Raw genomic sequence first — 20,812 nt, 5'->3', positions numbered from 1 at the left:
TTTTCTATTTAATAATCCCATTTTCTAAAATTTTAATAGTTGGTGCCACTTTCACATTAGCTTTTGAAAAGGCACTCGGCCAATCATCTTCGACTTGTTTCCATTCTTTATATTGAAACGCTCTCGCATAATCACCAAATCCGAATGGATCAAGTTGCTGTTTTTGAATGTTGTGGATTAAATCGTTCAAATCTTTGTTTAGTTGTTTTGTAATAAGAGAAGTTAATTTCTTTCTATCTTTGTCTATATCCATATTGAATGTAAGTTCAGAGACAGCAATTTTCAAATCCATTTTAACATGAAATTTGAAGTGGTTATCGCTATAATCTGTATGGATATCACGATCCATGCTAAGAACATTTATTGTTACGAAATCGCCGCCATCGGTATCTTTTAAATCACTATTACTTTCAACTGAAGTAGAAGGGATTTTCAATGTAAGCGAAACCGGTGTATTCGCTTTCTTTTGTAACAAAAGAAGAAGGGCGCTTTCATAACGATTTAATGACATTTTATAAATTCCGCGAGAAGTTAATAGCGCGGAACCAGTAACGATAACATCCTTTTTACCTTTTTTTATTTCTGAAATAGCAGGTGTTATACCTTTATTAAACGTTTGCCTGTGAAATTCATGGAATGTCGTAAAAACGGTCCGATTGTACAGTTTGTTCGTATTAATTAAATCTGTTAAATACTCGGGAAGGGCAGGCTTATCTTTAAAGTTATTATATATAACTGAAGAAATTGGACCGTCTACTGCAACCATGCGCATGTTTCCAGTGTTTTTAGGATCACGATACCAAACATCAAGGTAAGGCATAGCCCCTTCTTGTTTTAAAAAATTTGTGCTAAATAAAATGAGCTGTAACTTTTCTGTAGATACTAAACCGCCACTTGAACTATTAAACGTTGCTTTTGCTTCTCGAGGTGTACGTACTTTAGCTTCATGTGTTTCGTACTTTTTTTCTACGTCTTCATTAAAAATAGGATTTACGTGGTACACAATTAATTTTCCTTTTGCTTTTGCATCAAAGCCGTAAATTAATGAAATCGATTGTTTTTCTAAGTCGAGTCGATCTCCACAGCCTGTTAAAAAGGTTATGAGAAAGTAAAGTATAGTGAAATGAATAAAGCGCCTCATTTAAACTCTTCTCCTTTTCCAATGCTGATAAAGTGTCATGTATAAGAGAAATACGACCGGGAATAGAAAAACGATAAAATAACTTGCAGTTCCCCAAAATTCTCGCAACGCACTTATTTGGTAAGAGGAAGGGATATAAAAGAATAAGATGAAGATACACCCGAATAATAAACCATAAATAGGTAATGAACTCCTTTTTTTGTTAAGTAATTGATTGATTCCATCTGAAGCAGTAAAAATATAAGGAATGCAAGAATCAAAAATAATAAAGAGATAAAATGACAAAAAGATAATTTCAAATCGCTCAAGAAATGAGAAGTGAAATGGTGTAACGAGAGAAAGGGTAGGCCATAAAAACTTAGTTATACCATCTGGGCTAAAATAAAGGAAAGAAACGAACGTCACTTGCAGGTAAACGAATAAAGTAATCATATTTGCAATAACAATCCCTTTTTTTGCAGATGATTTATTACTGAGGTAAGGATAAAGGACGAATGCAAACTCAAATCCGAGAAAGGCAATAATAGTTGATTTTACTGTGTTGAAAACTGGTATCCATCCCTCTTTAAGGAGAGGAAGAAGATAGATCCAATGCCCATCTTTAAGTGGGATAAATAATAGTAATGGCATCCAGAGTGTAAATAAGACAGTAAAAACAGCATAGCGGCTAATAATAAGAACACCTTTACATGCGAGCATTACCATTGGAATAGATAATAGCATCATGATTAAAAACATTGGAGATCTAGGCAAAATCCAAATGTGAATAACGTATAAGAGGGAAAAAATTAAAGAAACCGCTGCAAGAACAGCATATAAAATCCAAAAAATCATTCCTACTCTTCCTAACCATTTTCCAAGATAACGAGTTAGCACATCAAGTAAATGGTAACCAGGATGCTTCTCCATGATTTTTACAATACATAGACTGACTAAAGTAGTGATAGCGCATCCTATAATAATAGACATCCAGCCATCTGTATTCGCCCCTTGGGCCACTTCACGTGGCAGTGTAAGTACACCGAATCCTACTTGAACACCACTAATCGTTAAAATGTATTGAAATAAACTAATCTCCCTCTTTACACGCTTTGTCACTTATCTTCCTCCTTTTCTTCTATATCCGGTTGTCGATTTTCTTGTTTTAAGTTAAGGGATAGTGGTCGTTTCTTCATTAGTTTCCATGGCAAACGCACAAGAACGTCTTTTAAATCCGTAGCAAATGATGGAGAAAAAGGACTACCGTAAGGAACACCAAGTGAGTCCATAGAAAGAATATGGATGATGATAACTGACATTCCAACCATAATTCCAATGACTCCGAATAAAGAAGCGATTATCATCATTGGAAAGCGAAGAATCCGAACTCCTGCTGACATTTCCAGATTGGGAATGATAAAAGAAGCGACTGCGGTAATAGATACGACGATAACCATAACATTACTTACGATTCCTGCTTGAACTGCAGCTTGTCCAATGACAATCCCTCCTACGACGCCAATTGTTTGTCCGACGGGACCGGGAAGTCGAACTGCAGCTTCGCGTAGCATTTCAAGTACTAATTCCATCAAAAGTGCTTCTAATATAGGCGGAAAAGGAATTTTGGCTCGAGATTCTCCAATTGTTAACAATAATTTAAGTGGAATTACTTCATAATGAAAGGAAATCATAGCAATATAAAGAGCAGGAGCAAATATTGCAATAAATAGTCCAGTGAAACGAAGGAGTCGTATAAAAGATGGAATCATAGGTCTGAAGCTGTAATCATCTATCGTCTGAAAAAAGGATGAAAAGGTCATAGGTCCTATTAATACGCCTGGTGAGCGATCTACAATAACGGCAATTCGCCCATCTAGAATATGATGTGCTGTTGTGTCAGGACGTTCAGTTATTGATAATTGCGGAAAGAGAGTAAAGGAATTATCTTCAACAAATCCTTCTAATTCACCAGTAGTAAGAATCGCATCAACTTTTACTGACTCGATACGGGATGCCATTTCTTTTACGACATTTTCGTTCGCAACATCTGCTAGATAAAGCAAAAAAACCTTTGAAGTAGCTCGTTCACCAACAGTGAATTCTTTCACTTTCAATTCGCGATTTGGAATATATCGACGAATAAGTGCAAGGCTGTCGCTCGCTACCTCATTAAATCCTTCGTGTGAGCTTTTTATGGAGCTCTCTGTTGTAGGTTCTTCAATGCTCCTTTTTGGTGCCGCTTGCGTATCAAGCTCTAAAGCGGATAGTTGCCCGTTTATAAATAAAATACTTTTGCCGTGTAAAAGAGATTGTTCAATGTCTGTCCACTGTTGAACTTTTTTAATATTTCCGATAGAAACAGAGGCTTCCCAAAAATCGTCTTCATTCCACTCTTTAAATAAGAGAGGACGAAGAATGTTTACGTTAATAACAGTTTTGTCTACAAGTCCTTCCATATATATAAGTGCAGCTTCCTGTCCGTTTTTTAATGGAAAAGTGCGTGTTATTAATTCTGGAATACCGCTAAACAGTTTGGACAAGTGCTTTAAATTAAGGGAAAGGGAAGAAGAGATAGATTTATTTAATGTGTGATTAGCTTGCTTTTGGGTAGAAAAAGATTTTTCACCACGAATCCATTTATTAAAAGACCCCATTTGTTCGCTTACTCCTTGTTATGTTTTATATGGATTATTATGGATAGTTACAAGCTGACATATGCGTAGTTTAAATTTTATATTGTATATTTTTAACTTTAACGCTATAATTATAGTGTTAAAGATGGAATCGTGATATGACCTGTTATGAATCTATCGTTTTATTTATGAATAAATGGATTGGTATTTTAGCAAGATGTGCTAATAAACTACTCCACCATGATGATAGCGTGCCAAAAATGTGGTGCGTATATTTTCGTGGTGGAGTTTTTTTATTCTCAAAAAGGGGGAAAGACCATGAATGACAACATGGTTCATATTACAATTGACGGAAAAAAGTATACAGCGGAGCCTGGTTCGACGATATTGGGTGTTATTAATGAGAACGGGATTGAACATCCGCAAATTTGTTACGTGCCAGAAGTAGATCCTATTCAAACATGTGACACTTGTATTGTAGAAGTTGACGGAAAGTTAATGCGTTCTTGTTCGACGATAGCAACGGAAGGTATGAACATTGAACGTGCTTCTGTTCGCGCAAAAGAAGCACAAACAGAGGCGATGGATCGGTTACTAGAAAATCATTTATTATACTGTACAGTATGTGACAACAACAATGGGAACTGTAAACTGCATAATACAGCAGAATTAATGGAAATCGAACATCAAAAATATCCGTATGAACCGAAAGTAGATGTAAGTGAAGTTGATATGACGCATCCGTTTTATCGCTATGATCCTAATCAATGTATTGCATGCGGTCAATGCGTTGAGGTGTGTCAAAACTTACAAGTAAATGAAACGTTATCGATAGACTGGGAAGCGGAACGCCCACGAGTTATTTGGGATAAAGGAGTAAATATTAATGATTCTTCATGCGTTAGCTGTGGTCAATGTGTAACGATTTGTCCTTGTAACGCTTTAATGGAGAAAACGATGCTCGGTGAAGCTGGATTTATGACGGGATTAAAACCAGATATTCTTGAACCGATGGTAGATTTAATTAAAGAAGTTGAGCCTGGGTATAGCGGTATTTTTGCGGTATCAGAAGTGGAAGCGGCCATGCGTGATACTCGTACGAAGAAAACGAAAACAGTATGTACATTTTGTGGTGTAGGTTGTTCGTTTGAAGTGTGGACGAAGGGGCGTAAAATCCTTAAAGTACAGCCATCTTCAGATGCACCAGTTAATGCAATTTCCACTTGTGTAAAAGGGAAATTTGGTTGGGATTTCGTAAATTCTAAAGAACGAATAACAAAACCTTTAATTCGTAAAAATGGAACGTTTGTTGAATCTACATGGGAAGAAGCACTGAATGTAGTTGCAAATAAATTAGGCGCTATTAAAGAAGAGTACGGTAAAGGTTCTATTGGATTTATTTCTTCCTCTAAAATTACAAATGAAGACAATTATGTAATTCAAAAATTAGCTCGACAAGTATTTGGAACGAATAATATTGATAACTGCTCACGTTATTGCCAATCACCAGCAACGGATGGTTTGTTCCGTACAATTGGTATGGGCGGTGATGCCGGAACGATTAAAGATATTGCGCAATCTGGTCTTGTTATTATTGTGGGATGTAATCCGACAGAAGGTCATCCTGTTCTAGCTACACGTATTAAACGTGCACATAAATTACACGGACAAAAGTTAATTGTAGCTGATCTTCGTAAAACCGAAATGGCAGAGCGATCAGATGTCTTTATTAGTCCAAAACAAGGAACAGATCAAGTATGGTTAATGGCTGTTACGAAATATATGATCGATCAAGGTTGGCATGATCAGGAATTTATTAATGAGAATGTAAACTTCTTTGAAGATTTCAAAGAGAGCCTAGAAGAATATACACTTGAATATGCAGAAGAAGTAACAGGTATTTCAAAAGAAACACTTATTCAAATGGCTGAAATGATTCGTGATGCAGATGGTACATGTATCCTTTGGGGTATGGGGGTAACGCAAAATACAGGTGGTTCTGATACTTCCGCTGCAATTTCAAACTTACTTCTTGCAACAGGGAACTATCGTCGTCCAGGAGCAGGTGCATACCCACTTCGAGGTCACAATAACGTACAAGGTGCTTGTGATATGGGTACTTTACCAGGATGGCTTCCAGGATATCAGCACGTTACTAACGAAATGGAACGTGTGAAATTTGAAACTGCTTACGGAGTGAAAATTGATAGTGAACCAGGTCTTAATAATATTGAAATGCTTCACGCAATTGACGAAGGAAAAATGAAAGCAATGTATCTTGTCGGAGAAGATATGGCTCTTGTAGATTCTAATGCAAATCATGTACATGAAGTGTTATCTAGCCTTGATTTCTTCGTTGTGCAAGATGTTTTCCTTTCTAAAACTGCTCAATATGCAGATGTTGTATTACCAGCAGCGCCATCTCTTGAGAAAGAAGGTACTTTCACAAATACAGAGCGCCGTGTCCAAAGATTATATCAAGTGCTTCCTACGCTAGGAGATGCGAAACCAGACTGGTGGATCGTCCAGGAGGTTGCGAATAAACTAGGGGCAAACTGGAATTATAGCCACCCAAGTGAAATCTTTGCTGAAATGGCAAGTTTATCACCATTATTCTCGCAAGCGAACTATGAAGTGCTTGAAGGATGGAACAGTTTCCATTGGGGAAGTTTTGATGGAACAAATACACCACTTCTGTTCCAAGATGGATTTAACTTCCCAGATAAAAAAGCTCGTTTTGCGATTGCTGACTGGGTACGTCCAGCTGAATTTCCAGCTGAGTTCGACCTTCACATTAACAACGGTCGTATGCTTGAGCATTTCCATGAAGGGAATATGACAAATAAATCAACAGGTATTCAAACGAAAGTACCTGGTGTTTTCGTTGAAATCTCTCCAGACCTTGCAAAAGAACGTGGCGTAAAAACAGGTTCGTTAGTTCGTCTTGTCTCTCCTTTTGGAGCATTAAAATTACGTGCACTCGTTACAGATCGTGTAAAAGCGAATGAGTTATATTTACCGATGAACTCTACAGATAACGAAACGGCAATTAATTTCTTAACAGGTCCTGCTGTGGATGTACGTACGAATACACCTGCGTATAAACAAACGAAAGTACGTATGGAAGTGTTAGAAGTTGACGGCGAAAATCCGATGCCAAAAGCGAACCCACGCAATAAAAAACGTCACCCTCAAGCTGGCATTGAGGTACATCGTAAGTGGGCACGTCCAGGGTATGTGCATTTAACGGATAAGTAGGAGGAGAAAACTATGGCTGCACCTATAAAAATGATTCAAAAACAAGAATTAACTGAGGAAGAAATAAAACAGCAAAAGTTAGATGATTTAAAAGAGCTTCTAACTAATAATGAGGAAGCTCTAAATCAGATGTTTAATATAGTAGGAGAATTAAATGACATTGGAATGCTAGAAGCTGCAAATTCAATGCTAAAAGCGAAAGAACCAATTGCGAAAATTGTTCTAGGTCAAGTAACTCGTGAGCCTGTTACAAATTTAATTAATAATATGATGGGTGCTGCAGGTGCGTTAACTGAACTTGACCCAGAACTTACGAAAAAGCTTATAGGTAGTTTATTAGTCGGACTAGAAGAAGGTAATGAACATCTAGAAAGTAATAAAAAAGTAGGGGTATTCGATCTTATGAAAGTATTGAAAGACCCAGATATTAACCGTGCTATCGGGTTTGGGCTTCATTTCTTAAAAGGTATGGGGAAAGGGTTAAAAGACGAATAAACTTCATGAAGTGAACCTTTCTGCCCAAATATTTGTACGAAATAGTTTGGGCGGAAGGCTCATTTTGGTAAAATATATAATAAAGTAAAATGAGGCTTTTGGGAGGTATAATTGTATGTCAAAAAAAGTACATGAATTTAATGATATGATACGAAAACTTCGAAAGGAACTTTTCGGAAAAGGACCAGAACGAATTCATACTGTTTTTGCGGAAAATATGGCTATAGCGACTCTTTATGGAAACTTAACACCTACTGAAAAATTTATTTCAAGTACGATGGACGGTGCGGAAATGGTTCATATGGCTAGAACGAAAATGATTCAAGAAGTGTATGCTGTGAATTCACGTGAACATTTGGAGGAACTTGTTGGAGCGAAATTAGTGAATTTGTTTTCAGATATGAAAGTAGAAGAAGATATTGCAGTTTCTGTATTTGTTTTTGATAAAAATATAACGTGAGAGAAGGATACTGATCGTGAAACCGATACAGGTAGAAAGAGAAATCTTTCGTTATGAACAAGGAGCATTTAAACATATAGAGGACAGCATTGTAACAGAGTTTCCTGTCACCATTAAAATGAACGGACAGGAGTTTGTTACAATGGTTAGTACTCCAGAATATATAGAAGATATGGTAATAGGCTTCTTAGCGTCTGAAGGAATCATTCGGAAGTATGAAGATATTGATAGTGTATGGGTGCAGGAGAAAGAAGGATTTGTGCATGTAACAACGACAAAAGTAAATCCGTATTATGAACAAATGCAAAATAAACGCTATATTACGTCTTGTTGTGGTATGAGTAGGCAAGGGTTTGTTTTTGCAAATGATGCACTAAGTGCAAAAAAAATGAAGGGTGTCCATGTACAGGTTGCTGCAGAGGATTGTTTTCGGTTAATGAAAGAAATGCAGCAATCTGCGGATACGTTTCATCATACTGGTGGGGTTCATAATGCAGCTTTATGTGATGTGAATGGTATTATTTTAAGTCGAATGGATATTGGTAGGCATAATGCATTAGACAAAATTTACGGTTATTGTTTAAGAAACGATATTTCTATAAAAGATAAAATCATTGTTTTTAGTGGTCGTATTTCTTCGGAAATATTATTGAAAGTTGCAAAAATCGGTTGTGAAATTATACTATCAAAATCAGCTCCAACTGAGTTAGCTTTGCAACTAGCGGAAGATTTAGGTATTACGACAATAGGATTTATTCGTAATCACTCCTTAAATGTATATACCCATCCAGAACGTGTTTTAAATATAAAATAAAAGTGAGGCAATGAAGATGAAATCAGTTACATTAGACAAGTTGCAACGTCCGTTAAAGGATTTACGTATTTCAGTTACTGATCGCTGTAATTTTCGCTGTCGATATTGTATGCCAGAAGAAATATTTGGTCCTGATTACTCGTTTTTGTCTAATGATAAAATTTTATCTTTTGATGAAATTGAAAGGATAACACGTATTTTCGTTTCTTTAGGTGTGAGAAAATTACGGATTACGGGCGGAGAACCGTTACTTCGAAGAGGGCTTCCAAAGCTTATTGAGCGCCTTAATAAAATTGATGGTGTAGAAGATATCGGTTTAACAACCAATGGATCGTTACTTAAAAAGTTTGCTCCTGATTTATATAAGGCGGGACTATCACGTGTAACAGTTAGCTTAGATTCCTTAGAAGAAGAGCGGTTTTTCTATTTAAATGGTAATAGGAGCAAAGTGCAAAGGGTTCTGGAAGGAATACAGGCTGCAGCTGAAGTTGGAATGAAAATTAAAATAAACATGGTCGTTCAAAAGGGAAAAAACGAACAGGACATTTTGCAGATGGCGCAATATTTTAAGGAAAATAAGCATATTCTTCGTTTTATTGAGTATATGGATGTTGGAAATTATAATGGTTGGGATTTAAAAGAGGTCGTCTCTAAACAAGAAATAGTAGATACGATTCATCAAGTTATGCCGTTAGAACGGATAGAAGCAAATTATTCTGGTGAAGTGGCTACTAGGTATCGTTATATAGGAAGCGATGAGGAAATAGGTATTATTTCATCAGTAACAGATTCTTTTTGCTCATCATGTACGAGAGCTCGTATTTCTGCAGAAGGAAAATTATATACTTGCTTATTTGCTTCTAAAGGAAATGATTTAAGAGAATTGCTTCGTTCTGAACATACAGATGAGGACATTACAGATGTAGTACGCGATATATGGAATAATAGGGAAGATCGTTATTCAGATGAACGCTTAAATCATACAAATAAGAAAACAATACCTAAAATTGAAATGTCACATATCGGTGGTTAATATATAAAGCTAGCTTCATAGTGAAAAATGGAAAATTTACAAGAGTTGTGGATTTTCTATTTTATAGTAAAAGTGATGATTGATATCTCTGTAAAAGATGTGCAGAGAAATTAAGCAGCATTCAAAAACCTTTATTTTGAGGAGGTTTTTTGAAGCTGCTTTTTTATTTGGAGAAAATGGAGGAATGGGTAATGGCATTTCATAAGCCGGAACAAATTGCTGAGCTTGTCATTGAGGCCGGTGTTCAAAAAGTAAGACAGACATTGCCAGCGATGCTTATTCTCGGTTTTTTAGGAGGAGCGTTTATTGCGATAGGTTTTTTACTTAACATTCGAGTTTTAGGGAATTTACCTGAGCGCTGGGGAAGTCTAGTGAATGTTTTAGGAGGAGCAGTATTTCCTGTTGGACTCATGCTCGTAGTATTAGCAGGAGGAGAATTAATTACGGGAAATATGATGTCACTGTCTATGGCGCTTTATGCAAAGAAAATTACATTGATAAGTGTACTGAATAACTGGGTTTGGATTACTCTTATGAATTTTATTGGGGCAATTTTCGTTGCGTATTGCTTTGGACATCTTGGCGGATTAACAGAGGGAGAGTATTTAAATAAAACGGTAGCGATAGCGGAAGGGAAGTTACATGAATCATTTGGGAGAACTTTGATTTTAGCAATTGGTTGTAATTGGCTCGTTTGTCTTGCTCTTTGGCTCGCTTACGGGACGAGTGATTTTGTCGGAAAAATCATCGGAATTTGGATTCCAATTATGGCATTTGTAGTGATTGGATTTCAGCAAGTAGTAGCAAATATGTTTGTCATTTCCGCTGTTATTTTTGCTGGTCATCTAACGTGGATGGATCTGGCTAAAAATTTTGTTCCTGTTTTTATCGGAAATGTAATTGGAGGAGCTGGGTTTGTTGGTTTTGCTTACTTTGCTTGTTATCAGAAACAACATTCTAATATGAAATAGAGTTCTTGAGAGGAAGGGTATGTAATGGCTGATCGGTATTCACGACAACAGTTGTTCAAACCAATTGGGAGTAAAGGACAAGAAAAAATTCGAAATAAACATGTGTTAATTGTAGGGGCAGGCGCATTAGGAAGTGCAAGTGCCGAAAGTTTCGTACGTGCAGGTGTTGGCAAGTTGACGATTATTGATCGTGACTACGTTGAATGGAGTAATTTACAAAGGCAACAATTGTACTCTGAACAAAATGCGAGAGAGAAAATGCCGAAAGCAATTGCTGCAAAAAATCGGCTAGAACAAATTAATTCGGAAGTACAAATACATGCTTTCGTAATGGATGCAACTTCAGAAAATATGGAAGGTCTATTAAAAAATGTAGATGTAATCATTGATGCAACAGATAATTTTGATATTCGATTTGTAATAAATGATTTATCACAAAAACATAATATTCCGTGGGTATATGGTTCTTGCGTTGGATCGTATGGTATGAGTTATACAATTATTCCACAAGAGACACCGTGTTTACATTGTATGCTTAAAAATATTCCTGTTACAGGTGTGACATGTGATACCGCTGGAATTATTAGCCCTACTGTTCAAATCGTCGCAGCATATCAAGTGGCAGAAGCACTCAAAATTTTAGTGGAAGATTTCTCAGCAATTAGAAAAACATTTTTCATGTTTGATATATGGAGTAATCAAAATCATTTTATAAAATTAGGGAAAATAAAAACAGACGCTTGTCTCTCATGCGGTTCAAATCGAACTTATCCTTATTTATCATACGAAAATCAAACGAAAGCAGCTGTTTTATGCGGAAGAAATACAGTTCAAATTAGAACAGTAGACAATAGGAAATACAATTTTGATGATATAGAAAAAGTATTACAAAAACTGGGGAAAGTAGATCGGAATCCGTATTTACTATCTTGCCAATTCGATGATTACCGCGTGGTTGTTTTTCGAGATGGTCGTGTTTTTATTCATGGTACAAATGATATTTCGAAAGCGAAACAACTATATTATCGCGTATTCGGTTAATAGAGAGGGTGTCAACAATGGAAAGAAGAGTGCCAATTACGGTTGAAGAAGCTGTTCGTAAAGTGATGGGATTTGCTGATAAAGGCTTAAAGGAGCTATTACCAATTGAATTAGCTTATGGACGTATATTAGCAGAGGATTTAGTAGCTGACCATGATGTACCGTCATTTAATCGTTCGCCATATGACGGATTTGCTATTCGAGCAGAAGATACTAATTTAGCAAGTTATGAAACGCCAATTGTATTTGAAGTAGTGGGTGAAATTGGTGCAGGATCGCTATTCCATGAGAAAGTAGCTCCGTTTCAAGCAGTTCGAATTATGACGGGAGCACAAATTCCGAATGGGTGTGATGCGGTTGTTATGTTAGAGCTGACTCGTCAATATGAGAAGAATGGCAACAATTATATGGAAGTGAAGCGATCATTCAAAAAGGGCGACAATATTTCTTTTCAAGGTGAAGATGCTCGTAAAGGAACGGTTCTTGCAAAGAAAGGATCGTACATTAATCCAGGTATTTCAGCTCTTCTTGCTACATTCGGTTATAGTGAAGTACCAGTTGCGAGAAAGCCTGTAATTGGACTGTTAGCGACTGGGAGTGAATTACTGGATGTCAATGATTCATTACAGCCAGGGAAAATCCGAAACAGTAATACGTACATGATATTGGCTCAAATTCGAAGAGCGGGCGGAAGAGTAAAATATTTTGGGAAGTTTAGTGATGATTTTAATACGTGTTTTACAGCTGTGAAAGAAGCGCTTGGCCAAGTAGATATGTTAATTACAACGGGCGGTGTATCAGTAGGAGATTATGATTATTTACCAGCTATTTACGAAAAGTTAGGTGCATCTGTTCTTTTTAATAAAGTTGCAATGCGACCAGGAAGTGTTACGACTGTAGCACAATTAAATGGCAAGTTATTATTTGGTTTATCAGGAAATCCATCAGCTTGTTACGTAGGGTTTGAATTATTCGTAAGACCGTGTATTCGGACGTATATGTTTAGTGAAAAAGTACATTTAAAAAGAGAAAAAGCGTTATTAGGAGAAGATTTTCTAAAACCGAATCCATTTACAAGATTTGTACGAGCAAAATTGCAATATGATGAGGGGAAATTAATCGCTTATCCATCAGGGTTTGATAAATCTAGCTCAGTTTCTTCATTGGCAAAATCCAACGCGTTTATCGTATTGCCGGGCGGGACAAGAGGATATAAAAAAGATATGTTTGTCGATGTTCTTTTATTAGAAGATAACGAAGGTAGTGAATGGCCTTGGACATTTCATAAAGTGAGAGGTGGTTTTAATGGAACAAGTGCTATTTGAGATTGTAGATAATCCGATTTTAGTTGAAGAAGTAACGAATAAAGTCGCAAGAAGAGAAGCAGGTGCGATTACAACATTTATTGGTACGGTGAGAGAATTAACAAAAGGAAAACGAACGCTACATTTAGAGTATGAAGCATATAAACCGATGGCAGTAAAACAACTTATGAGAATTGGAGAAGAAATTAGTGAAAGATGGCCGGATACAAAAGTAGCAATTACGCACCGTGTAGGGCGGCTAGAAATAATGGATATTGCGGTAGTCATTGCAGTTTCATCACCGCATCGTAAAGTAGCTTATGAAGCGAATGAGTACGCGATTGAACGTATAAAACGAATTGTTCCAATTTGGAAAAAAGAATTTTGGGAAGATGGAACGATGTGGATTGGAGATCAACTTGAAAATACACCATATCCAGAAGGAAAACCAAAGAAGGAAGAATGAGAAAATGATTATAATTTTATTGTTTGCAAATTTGCGTGAGGAAGTTGGATCGGATCGATTAGTGATTTCAGAAAAGCAAGAAATGACAGTGCAACAATTAAAAGAATGGCTCAAAGCTAGCTATTGTTTACAATCGTTGGATAAAGTGATGGTCGCTGTTAACGAAGAGTTTGTAATGAATGAAGAGATGATAAAAGCTGGAGATATAGTCGCATTAATCCCGCCTGTTAGCGGTGGATGATAAGCTTTTTCACCAGATGAAGCGCCAAGAAAATGTTGTATATAAATTAGAATAAGAGAAGGGATGAGTTCTATGCTTACTCAAGAACAAATAATGAATGCATTAAAACATGTAGAGGATCCAGAGTTACACAAAAGTGTTGTAGAATTAAATATGGTTAGAAATATACAAATGAACGGAACAAAGGTTAAACTTGAGGTAGTACTAACAATCCAAGGTTGTCCGTTAAAAGCAAAAATTCAACAAGATATTGAAGAATCACTTCACGCAATTGGTGCCTCTAAAGTGGAGGTAACATTTGGTTCTATGACGCAAGAAGAACGTACAGCTTTAACAGAGAAATTAAAGAAAAATACTAGAACAGAAACTGGTATGCCGAGCATGCTTCGCCCGGATTCAGGAGTACGTTTTATTACTGTAACGAGCGGAAAAGGCGGAGTTGGAAAATCAACGGTGACAATTAATCTTGCAACTGCACTAGCGCGTATGGGCAAAAAGGTGGGGATATTAGATGCAGATATATATGGTTTTAGTATTCCAGCTATGATGGAAACGAATAAGAAACCAACGATGATTGATCAAACGGCAATTCCAGTCATTAGTCACGGTGTTAAAATCATGTCGATGGGATTTTTTACAGAAGGAAATAACCCAGTTATGTGGCGCGGACCGATGCTAAATAAATGGATTCAAAATTTTCTTGCGAATACGCACTGGGGAGAATTAGATTATTTATTACTTGATTTACCACCAGGTACAGGAGATGTTGCGATCGATGTTGCAGCGATGATTCCGCAAGCGAAAGAAATAATTGTTACAACTCCGCACAATGTAGCTACATTCGTTGCTTCAAGAGTCGGTGTAATGGCAAAACATACGAAGCATGAGATTTTAGGTATTGTGGAAAATATGGCTTATTATGAAGAACAAGATGGATCGAAAAATTATCTCTTCGGAAAAGGCGGCGGCGAAATGCTTGCAGAACAATTGCAAACAGAAGTAATTGCTCAAATACCTTTTGCGAAACGTGAAGAAAATAATGGTTCATCTGTATATGATGAAGATTCTCTTGTTGGAGAAGTGTTTACATCGTTAGCTGAGGATATTATTTATAGAGGATAGAGGGGGAAGTTTAGTATGGCATGTAACATTGATCATTCTATTGAAGATGTGATGAATAAGCTTGAAAGTCAAAAGAGTTTTTTATCAGAAGAGATTTTTAAAGGGTTAAAAAATTTTTTACAAGGTAATCACTCACAAGAAATATTAAATGATGTATTTCATCTTTTAAAAAAGTATGACTTAGTAAGTGAAGAAGAAAGAGAGACGAGAAATAATCAATTATTGTTGATTATAAAATAAGTATACTTTGGCTTTTGTTTTGTAACAGGAGGGGTAAATGGAATGGATATGAAAAAGATGATTGAAATGATAGAAGCAACAAAAGTGACTAAAGAAGAATTATCAATTTCTACTTTACATCAAGAACTTGTGAAGTTATATAGTCAAAAAAATGTTGCTCATTATACCGAGTTATTAAAGTATATTTTATCATTATCCGTGCAGCTCAACCTACATCTTGTATTGAAATATTTTGGCGTGCGACCGGTTGTTGCGACAGATGAGCGTATGCAATTTCAAGAGATATTTAAATGCTTAGCTAAGAAAGATGAGAATGGGGAATGGTTTCTAAATTTTGTTTCTTTATATGTAGGGCTAATTGTAGTTCTTCGTTTTGATGAGAAAGTGATTGAGAGCAATTTTTTTGATGATATGGTAGTGGATGAATGTAATGAAATATAGGATTCTGCTCATAACATTTTTCTATATTAAATGCTTTAACTGCGATTTTAGTTGGTTATGTAAATATGAAGGTAACTAATTAAGAAAAAGGAATGAAACTAGTTGGATAAAAAGAGTTCTTCAGTTGTTTCCGTCGTTTTTTCGTGTTACCATTAAGCGAATTTTTCATAAGGAGAGAAAGCGATGAAATGGATTTATTTTCTTATTATTAACATTATAGCTTTTAGCCTTATGGGGCTTGATAAACGAAAAGCGAAGAAGAAACAGTGGAGAACGCCAGAAAGTACGTTGTTTTTATCAGCGGCAGCTGGGGGAGCAGTTGGAGCTTGGATTGGCATGTATATGTTTCATCATAAAACTCATAAAAAGAAATTTGTTTTCGGCATACCGTTACTTGTTGTAATAACGGTATGTTTATTATTCGTTGTATGAGAAATGTCGAAAGAAATGCAGATTGATTATTGGTAAAGTGAGCATGTGAGACCGTATAATGGAGAAAAAATGAGAAGAGGAGAAAAAGGAAGATGGGGAGTCAATCAGCAGAGCAAAAAAAAGGGATACTATATGCGGCTGGTGCTTACACGATGTGGGGAATCCTACCGATTTATTGGAAATGGGTTGAGGAAGTTCCAGCAGATGAAATATTAGCACACCGCATCGTTTGGGCGTTTGTTTTTATGTTACTCGTATTAGGTGTTACGAAGAGGTTTCGCCAGTTTATTGGGGAATTTGTGAATCTTTTTAAACGACCTAAATTATTAATGTCATTAACAATAGCTTCAGTCTTGATTAGTGGAAACTGGTTTGTTTACATATGGGCCGTTAATCATAATCATGTTATTGAAGCGAGTCTTGGCTATTATATTAATCCGCTTATTAGTATTTTACTTGGTACAGTCGTTTTAAAGGAAAAGTTAAACTTCTGGCAATATGTTGCAGTTGGTTTAGCTGGAGTGGGGGTTATCATTTTAACAGTACGTTTCGGGGCTATCCCGTGGGTTTCTTTATCACTTGCCCTTTCATTTGGATTATACGGATTAACGAAAAAATTGTTAAACTATGATGCGACAATTGGACTTACGATGGAAACGATGTTAGTAACGCCGTTTGCGATTATTTATCTAGTAATGACAGGAGTACATGGTTTCGGCTCATTTGGCTCTATCTCAATGTTATCGACATTACTATTAATAGGAGCGGGTATTGTTACAGCTCTACCACTTTTTTATTTTGCAAAAGGAGCCCAACTTATTCCGCTTTATATGGTAGGTTTTTTACAATATATTGCACCAACAATTAGCTTAATTTTAGGTGTATTCGTATTTGGTGAACATTTCACATCTACTCATATGATTGCATTTTTCTGTATATGGGTTGCATTATTTGTATTCTCGGTAGCGAAGACTAAGTTTTTAGTGCAGAAACAACCGAAATTTATAAAAAATAAATCAGCAAAAGTATCATAATGCGTAGTATTTTCTACGCATTTTTCTTTATACTGATACTATATAGGATTTCCATTATAGCTAGTAAGGAGCTGAGAACATGGAAACAATTTTACATAATGATCCGCTTATGGCAGCTGTAATTTCATGGTTTTTAGCACAATTAACGAAAGTAGTCTTTAAATTAGTTAAAACAGGTGAATTTGATTTTGCAAAGTTTTTTGCTTCAGGTGGGATGCCAAGTTCTCATGCTTCAACAGTTACAGCGCTTGCTACAGGAGTTGGAGTAGTGGAAGGTGTGGAAAGCTCGATGTTTGCGGTTGCTACTATTTTTGCCATTATTGTTATGTATGATGCTTCAGGAGTAAGGCTTGCAGTAAGTAAACAAGCAAAAATATTGAATGACTTTTTTCACGGTAGAGAAACAGAATATAAGAAGTTAAATGAACTTGTTGGGCATACACCGTATGAAGTAGTAGTCGGTGCTTTATTAGGAATTATTGTCGGAGTAGGGTATTGTTTATGAGCAGAACATTTTATATGTTCTGCTTTTCTTTGTTTTTATACATATTCAGCTACCTTTTTGAATATCGTTATACGGATTTCGAAAGGGTGGGTGAGTAACTTGTTATTATATGAAAAAGTGCATGAAGAAATAGCGAGAAGAACAACTGCACTTCAAACAATGCAACGGCAAGATGGTACGTGGCGGTTTTGTTTTGAAGGAGCTCCATTAACAGATTGCCATATGATTTTTTTATTAAAATTATTAGGTAGAGATAAAGAGATAGAACCGTTTGTGAAAAGATTAGCATCACTTCAAACAAATGAAGGAACATGGAAATTGTATGAAGATGAGGTGGGAGGTAATTTATCAGCTACCATTCAATCTTATGCCGCCTTACTTGCATCGGAAAAATACACAAAAGAAGATGCGAATATGAAGCGAGCGGAAATGTTTATAAATGAGCGCGGTGGGGTAGCACGTGCTCATTTTATGACGAAGTTTTTATTAGCGATTCATGGAGAATATGAATATCCTTCTCTTTTTCATTTGCCAACACCAATTATGTTTCTGCAGAATGATTCCCCTCTCAGTATATTTGAATTGAGTAGCTCAGCACGTATTCATTTAATTCCGATGATGTTGTGTTTAAATAAAAGATTTCGAGTAGGGAAAAAGTTATTGCCAAATTTAAATCACATTGCAGGCGGAGGCGGAGAATGGTTTCGAGAGGATCGGTCTCCAGTTTTTCAAACGTTAGTAAGTGACGTGAAGAAAATTATAACGTATCCACTTTCTTTGCATCATAAAGGATATGAGGAAGTAGAACGTTTTATGAAAGAGCGTATTGATGAAAATGGAACATTATATAGCTACGCAACTGCCTCGTTTTATATGATTTATGCTTTACTTGCATTAGGACATTCTATTCAATCACCAATTATTGAGAAGGCTATAATGGGAATTACATCTTATATATGGAAGGTGGAGAGAGGGAGCCATTTGCAAAACTCTCCATCAACTATATGGGATACAGCTTTACTCAGTTATGCTTTGCAAGAAGCTCAAGTTCCGAAAGCAAGTAAAGTGATTCAAAATGCATCAGCATATTTACTAAGAAAACAGCAAACGAAGAAAGTAGATTGGAGTGTACATGCACCGGATCTCTTCCCGGGTGGTTGGGGCTTTTCGGATGTGAATACGACGATTCCAGATATTGATGATACAACTGCTGTGTTAAGAGCATTGGCGCGAAGTAGAGGGAACGAACATGTAGATAATGCTTGGAAGCGAGCGGTTAATTGGGTTAAAGGATTGCAAAATAATGATGGTGGTTGGGGGGCTTTTGAAAAAGGGGTAACGAGCCGTATATTAGCAAATTTACCAATCGAAAATGCAAGTGATATGATTACAGACCCTTCTACACCAGATATTACAGGAAGAGTGTTAGAATTTTTCGGAACGTATACGCAAAATGAATTGCCCGAGAAACAAAAACAAAGTGCGATAAATTGGTTAATGAATGTACAAGAGGAAAATGGATCGTGGTATGGGAAATGGGGAATTTGTTATATATATGGTACGTGGGCAGTGTTGACTGGTTTACGGTCACTAGGAATACCATCTAGCGATCCATCATTGAAACGAGCAGCTTTATGGCTTGAACATATACAGCATGAAGATGGTGGCTGGGGAGAATCTTGCCAAAGTAGTGTAGAAAAAAGATTTGTTACTTTGCCATTTAGTACACCATCCCAAACAGCATGGGCGTTAGATGCCCTCATTTCTTACTATGATAAAGAAACGCCAGTTATTCGAAAAGGTATTTCATATTTGCTCTCCAACCCTTATATAAATGAAAAATATCCTACTGGAACAGGTTTACCAGGTGGGTTTTATATTCGTTATCATAGTTATGCTCATATATATCCGTTGCTTACTTTGGCTCATTATGCAAAAAAATATAGAAAATAAACCGAGAGATGTCTCTCGGTTTATTTTGTTGGGTAGTAGGTCCCTTTTGAAAAGAATAAGGTTGTGATGTACCTTATTTTTCGGTTGGTTGGCGCTTTTGACGTGCATCAGCGGCATTTGCACGTGCGTTTGCTTCTAAGTCATTGTGGTCAGCGAGTTCGCGAGAGAACTCAACATCAATGCCATCCGTTGCTTTGCTTTGTTTGAAATTCTTTTTATTCATTCGACACAATCTCCTTGCACTTTATCCCGCATAACGGGTAGTAAAACTCCAACCTTAAAACTCAGATGGAACAAAGAAGCTAGGTGGGAGATTAACTGCCCGTAAATGCCCGATTGGTGAGGGCTGATAATCAGTGGGGGATGAACAAACTTCCCACTAATTAAAGTTTCACTTTATGCGACGTTGCAAAGTTAGTTTGACACAAATAGACTTTTTTATACAAAGAGGAGTTGGAAAGTAAAAAGCCGAAATATACAGTATAAGTAATAGAAATGGGGGATAGGAATGGAGTTTTTAAATGGGAAAACAGCTGTTGTAACAGGAGCTGCACAGGGAATTGGAAAAGAGATTGCAAGGGTTTATGCAAAGCTAGGGGCGAAAGTATTAATTAGCGATGTAAATGAAGAGAAGCTACAAAAAACGACACGTGAGTTATCAGATGAAGGATATGAAGTGTGCTCATATCGATGTGATGTGAGTAATCAAAATGAAGCAAAGTCGTTAATTGAATATGCAGTTCAAAAATTTGGTACATTACATATTTTGGTGAATAATGCTGGAATTACAAGAGACGCAATGTTACATAAAATGGAGAAATCTGCTTGGGAACAAGTATTACAAGTGAATTTAACTGGTGTTTTTTATTGTATGCAACCAGCACTTCTTTATATGAGACAACAAGGATATGGAAGAATTATTAATATTTCTTCTATAAGTAGAGAGGGGAATATTGGACAGGCAAATTATGCTGCAACGAAAGCTGGAGTTGTAGGATTAACAAAAACAGCAGCGAAAGAAGTTGGAAGTTTCGGTATTACTTGTAATGTGATTTGTCCGGGGTTTATGGATACAGATATGACCAAAACGATACCAGATAAAGTGAAAGAAAAGATGGTTGGCGCTATTCCAGTTGGTAGAATTGGAACGCCAGAAGATATTGCGAACGCAGCAGCCTTTTTAGCATCAGAATACGCATCTTATATTACAGGTGAAGTACTAAATGTGAGCGGAGGACTGCAAGTTTAA

At 36.5% G+C, this 20,812-nt stretch carries 22 protein-coding genes; 18 read left to right on the top strand and 4 right to left on the bottom strand.

Annotated features, from left to right (window positions below; all coding sequences use genetic code 11):
* Window positions 1–4: 4 nt before the first annotated feature.
* Genes gerSC through HMPREF2590_RS20460 form a run of 3 tightly spaced genes read right to left on the bottom strand, consistent with a single transcriptional unit; the run spans window position 5 to window position 3,774 of the window.
* Complete coding sequence (gerSC, locus tag HMPREF2590_RS20470) at window positions 5–1,141, bottom strand: spore germination protein GerSC (RefSeq protein ID WP_001252211.1); 1,137 nt, start codon at window positions 1,139–1,141, stop codon at window positions 5–7.
* Window positions 1,142–2,239 carry an endospore germination permease gene (locus tag HMPREF2590_RS20465; protein WP_000167067.1) on the bottom strand — a complete coding sequence of 366 codons (1,098 nt, stop codon included), beginning with the start codon at window positions 2,237–2,239 and terminating at the stop codon, window positions 1,142–1,144.
* Window positions 2,236–3,774, bottom strand: a complete 1,539-nt coding sequence (locus HMPREF2590_RS20460) for a spore germination protein (RefSeq protein WP_050822046.1) — start codon at window positions 3,772–3,774, stop codon at window positions 2,236–2,238. Before HMPREF2590_RS20460 ends, HMPREF2590_RS20465 begins: the two co-directional genes overlap by 4 nt.
* A gap of 297 nt (window positions 3,775–4,071) precedes the next feature.
* On the opposite strand from HMPREF2590_RS20460, the gene fdhF reads away from it, so the two are divergent.
* The 17 genes from fdhF to HMPREF2590_RS20370 all read left to right on the top strand — a co-directional run bounded on the left by fdhF (window position 4,072) and on the right by HMPREF2590_RS20370 (window position 19,563).
* The gene (fdhF, locus tag HMPREF2590_RS20450) at window positions 4,072–7,011 is read left to right on the top strand and encodes a formate dehydrogenase subunit alpha (protein WP_000999401.1); all 2,940 of its coding nucleotides are present in this window, start codon (window positions 4,072–4,074) and stop codon (window positions 7,009–7,011) included.
* A gap of 12 nt (window positions 7,012–7,023) precedes the next feature.
* Window positions 7,024–7,506 (top strand): helical membrane plugin domain-containing protein, encoded by a 483-nt coding sequence (locus HMPREF2590_RS20445; RefSeq protein ID WP_000729897.1) that lies wholly within the window; start codon window positions 7,024–7,026, stop codon window positions 7,504–7,506.
* 115 nt (window positions 7,507–7,621) lie between these two features.
* A complete protein-coding gene (locus HMPREF2590_RS20440) occupies window positions 7,622–7,966 on the top strand; it encodes a Na-translocating system protein MpsC family protein (RefSeq protein ID WP_000039583.1) in 345 nt (114 codons plus the stop codon).
* Window positions 7,967–7,982: 16 nt separating this feature from the next.
* Window positions 7,983–8,780 carry a formate dehydrogenase accessory sulfurtransferase FdhD gene (gene fdhD / locus HMPREF2590_RS20435; protein ID WP_000802689.1) on the top strand — a complete coding sequence of 266 codons (798 nt, stop codon included), beginning with the start codon at window positions 7,983–7,985 and terminating at the stop codon, window positions 8,778–8,780.
* 16 nt (window positions 8,781–8,796) lie between these two features.
* Window positions 8,797–9,813: a GTP 3',8-cyclase MoaA gene (gene moaA, locus HMPREF2590_RS20430; protein WP_000844124.1), complete on the top strand. Its 1,017-nt coding sequence runs from the start codon at window positions 8,797–8,799 to the stop codon at window positions 9,811–9,813.
* Window positions 9,814–10,004: 191 nt separating this feature from the next.
* Complete coding sequence (locus HMPREF2590_RS20425; protein WP_000863998.1) at window positions 10,005–10,784, top strand: formate channel; 780 nt, start codon at window positions 10,005–10,007, stop codon at window positions 10,782–10,784.
* Window positions 10,785–10,808: 24 nt separating this feature from the next.
* Window positions 10,809–11,825, top strand: a complete 1,017-nt coding sequence (locus tag HMPREF2590_RS20420; RefSeq protein ID WP_000785270.1) for a molybdopterin-synthase adenylyltransferase MoeB — start codon at window positions 10,809–10,811, stop codon at window positions 11,823–11,825.
* A gap of 17 nt (window positions 11,826–11,842) precedes the next feature.
* Window positions 11,843–13,150, top strand: coding sequence for a molybdopterin molybdotransferase MoeA (locus HMPREF2590_RS20415; protein WP_000442194.1), 1,308 nt, complete (start codon window positions 11,843–11,845; stop codon window positions 13,148–13,150).
* Window positions 13,131–13,595: a molybdopterin synthase catalytic subunit MoaE gene (gene moaE / locus HMPREF2590_RS20410; protein ID WP_000438665.1), complete on the top strand. Its 465-nt coding sequence runs from the start codon at window positions 13,131–13,133 to the stop codon at window positions 13,593–13,595. Before HMPREF2590_RS20415 ends, moaE begins: the two co-directional genes overlap by 20 nt.
* A gap of 4 nt (window positions 13,596–13,599) precedes the next feature.
* Window positions 13,600–13,836 carry a molybdopterin converting factor subunit 1 gene (gene moaD, locus HMPREF2590_RS20405; RefSeq protein ID WP_000583943.1) on the top strand — a complete coding sequence of 79 codons (237 nt, stop codon included), beginning with the start codon at window positions 13,600–13,602 and terminating at the stop codon, window positions 13,834–13,836.
* A 72-nt stretch (window positions 13,837–13,908) separates the two neighbouring features.
* Window positions 13,909–14,958, top strand: a complete 1,050-nt coding sequence (locus HMPREF2590_RS20400; protein ID WP_003315853.1) for a P-loop NTPase — start codon at window positions 13,909–13,911, stop codon at window positions 14,956–14,958.
* A 15-nt stretch (window positions 14,959–14,973) separates the two neighbouring features.
* Window positions 14,974–15,198 (top strand): hypothetical protein, encoded by a 225-nt coding sequence (locus tag HMPREF2590_RS20395; protein WP_000752383.1) that lies wholly within the window; start codon window positions 14,974–14,976, stop codon window positions 15,196–15,198.
* A gap of 42 nt (window positions 15,199–15,240) precedes the next feature.
* Window positions 15,241–15,639, top strand: coding sequence for a hypothetical protein (locus HMPREF2590_RS20390; RefSeq protein ID WP_000367289.1), 399 nt, complete (start codon window positions 15,241–15,243; stop codon window positions 15,637–15,639).
* 183 nt (window positions 15,640–15,822) lie between these two features.
* Window positions 15,823–16,071: a DUF1294 domain-containing protein gene (locus tag HMPREF2590_RS20385; protein ID WP_000871346.1), complete on the top strand. Its 249-nt coding sequence runs from the start codon at window positions 15,823–15,825 to the stop codon at window positions 16,069–16,071.
* A 92-nt stretch (window positions 16,072–16,163) separates the two neighbouring features.
* Window positions 16,164–17,105, top strand: a complete 942-nt coding sequence (rarD, locus tag HMPREF2590_RS20380; protein ID WP_000535537.1) for an EamA family transporter RarD — start codon at window positions 16,164–16,166, stop codon at window positions 17,103–17,105.
* A gap of 79 nt (window positions 17,106–17,184) precedes the next feature.
* Window positions 17,185–17,610, top strand: coding sequence for a divergent PAP2 family protein (locus tag HMPREF2590_RS20375; RefSeq protein ID WP_000447820.1), 426 nt, complete (start codon window positions 17,185–17,187; stop codon window positions 17,608–17,610).
* A gap of 99 nt (window positions 17,611–17,709) precedes the next feature.
* A complete protein-coding gene (locus HMPREF2590_RS20370) occupies window positions 17,710–19,563 on the top strand; it encodes a terpene cyclase/mutase family protein (protein ID WP_003315873.1) in 1,854 nt (617 codons plus the stop codon).
* 73 nt (window positions 19,564–19,636) lie between these two features.
* Here the strand turns inward: HMPREF2590_RS20370 and HMPREF2590_RS20365 are convergent, their stop codons facing one another.
* Entirely contained in the window at window positions 19,637–19,786 is a 150-nt protein-coding gene (locus tag HMPREF2590_RS20365) for a YfhD family protein (RefSeq protein ID WP_001035813.1), read from the bottom strand.
* 285 nt (window positions 19,787–20,071) lie between these two features.
* On the opposite strand from HMPREF2590_RS20365, the gene fabG reads away from it, so the two are divergent.
* Window positions 20,072–20,812: a 3-oxoacyl-ACP reductase FabG gene (gene fabG / locus HMPREF2590_RS20360; protein WP_000395030.1), complete on the top strand. Its 741-nt coding sequence runs from the start codon at window positions 20,072–20,074 to the stop codon at window positions 20,810–20,812.

Source organism: Bacillus sp. HMSC036E02, from assembly GCF_001836235.1.
Taxonomy (GTDB): Bacteria; Bacillota; Bacilli; order Bacillales; family Bacillaceae_G; genus Bacillus_A; species Bacillus_A cereus.
The sequence above is the reverse complement of the archived record's forward strand: the minus strand, read 5'-3'. Positions and strand labels throughout refer to the sequence as shown.

Excerpts from the sequence above, each read along its gene's own strand:
- gerSC (WP_001252211.1), bottom strand. The coding sequence starts at position 1,141 with ATGAGGCGCTTTATTCATTTCACTATACTTTACTTTCTCATAACCTTT.
- HMPREF2590_RS20460 (WP_050822046.1), bottom strand. The coding sequence starts at position 3,774 with ATGGGGTCTTTTAATAAATGGATTCGTGGTGAAAAATCTTTTTCTACC.
- fdhF (WP_000999401.1), top strand. The coding sequence starts at position 4,072 with ATGAATGACAACATGGTTCATATTACAATTGACGGAAAAAAGTATACA.
- HMPREF2590_RS20445 (WP_000729897.1), top strand. The coding sequence starts at position 7,024 with ATGGCTGCACCTATAAAAATGATTCAAAAACAAGAATTAACTGAGGAA.
- HMPREF2590_RS20440 (WP_000039583.1), top strand. The coding sequence starts at position 7,622 with ATGTCAAAAAAAGTACATGAATTTAATGATATGATACGAAAACTTCGA.
- moaA (WP_000844124.1), top strand. The coding sequence starts at position 8,797 with ATGAAATCAGTTACATTAGACAAGTTGCAACGTCCGTTAAAGGATTTA.
- HMPREF2590_RS20425 (WP_000863998.1), top strand. The coding sequence starts at position 10,005 with ATGGCATTTCATAAGCCGGAACAAATTGCTGAGCTTGTCATTGAGGCC.
- HMPREF2590_RS20420 (WP_000785270.1), top strand. The coding sequence starts at position 10,809 with ATGGCTGATCGGTATTCACGACAACAGTTGTTCAAACCAATTGGGAGT.
- HMPREF2590_RS20415 (WP_000442194.1), top strand. The coding sequence starts at position 11,843 with ATGGAAAGAAGAGTGCCAATTACGGTTGAAGAAGCTGTTCGTAAAGTG.
- moaE (WP_000438665.1), top strand. The coding sequence starts at position 13,131 with ATGGAACAAGTGCTATTTGAGATTGTAGATAATCCGATTTTAGTTGAA.
- moaD (WP_000583943.1), top strand. The coding sequence starts at position 13,600 with ATGATTATAATTTTATTGTTTGCAAATTTGCGTGAGGAAGTTGGATCG.
- HMPREF2590_RS20400 (WP_003315853.1), top strand. The coding sequence starts at position 13,909 with ATGCTTACTCAAGAACAAATAATGAATGCATTAAAACATGTAGAGGAT.
- HMPREF2590_RS20395 (WP_000752383.1), top strand. The coding sequence starts at position 14,974 with ATGGCATGTAACATTGATCATTCTATTGAAGATGTGATGAATAAGCTT.
- HMPREF2590_RS20390 (WP_000367289.1), top strand. The coding sequence starts at position 15,241 with ATGGATATGAAAAAGATGATTGAAATGATAGAAGCAACAAAAGTGACT.
- HMPREF2590_RS20385 (WP_000871346.1), top strand. The coding sequence starts at position 15,823 with ATGAAATGGATTTATTTTCTTATTATTAACATTATAGCTTTTAGCCTT.
- rarD (WP_000535537.1), top strand. The coding sequence starts at position 16,164 with ATGGGGAGTCAATCAGCAGAGCAAAAAAAAGGGATACTATATGCGGCT.
- HMPREF2590_RS20375 (WP_000447820.1), top strand. The coding sequence starts at position 17,185 with ATGGAAACAATTTTACATAATGATCCGCTTATGGCAGCTGTAATTTCA.
- HMPREF2590_RS20365 (WP_001035813.1), bottom strand. The coding sequence starts at position 19,786 with ATGAATAAAAAGAATTTCAAACAAAGCAAAGCAACGGATGGCATTGAT.
- fabG (WP_000395030.1), top strand. The coding sequence starts at position 20,072 with ATGGAGTTTTTAAATGGGAAAACAGCTGTTGTAACAGGAGCTGCACAG.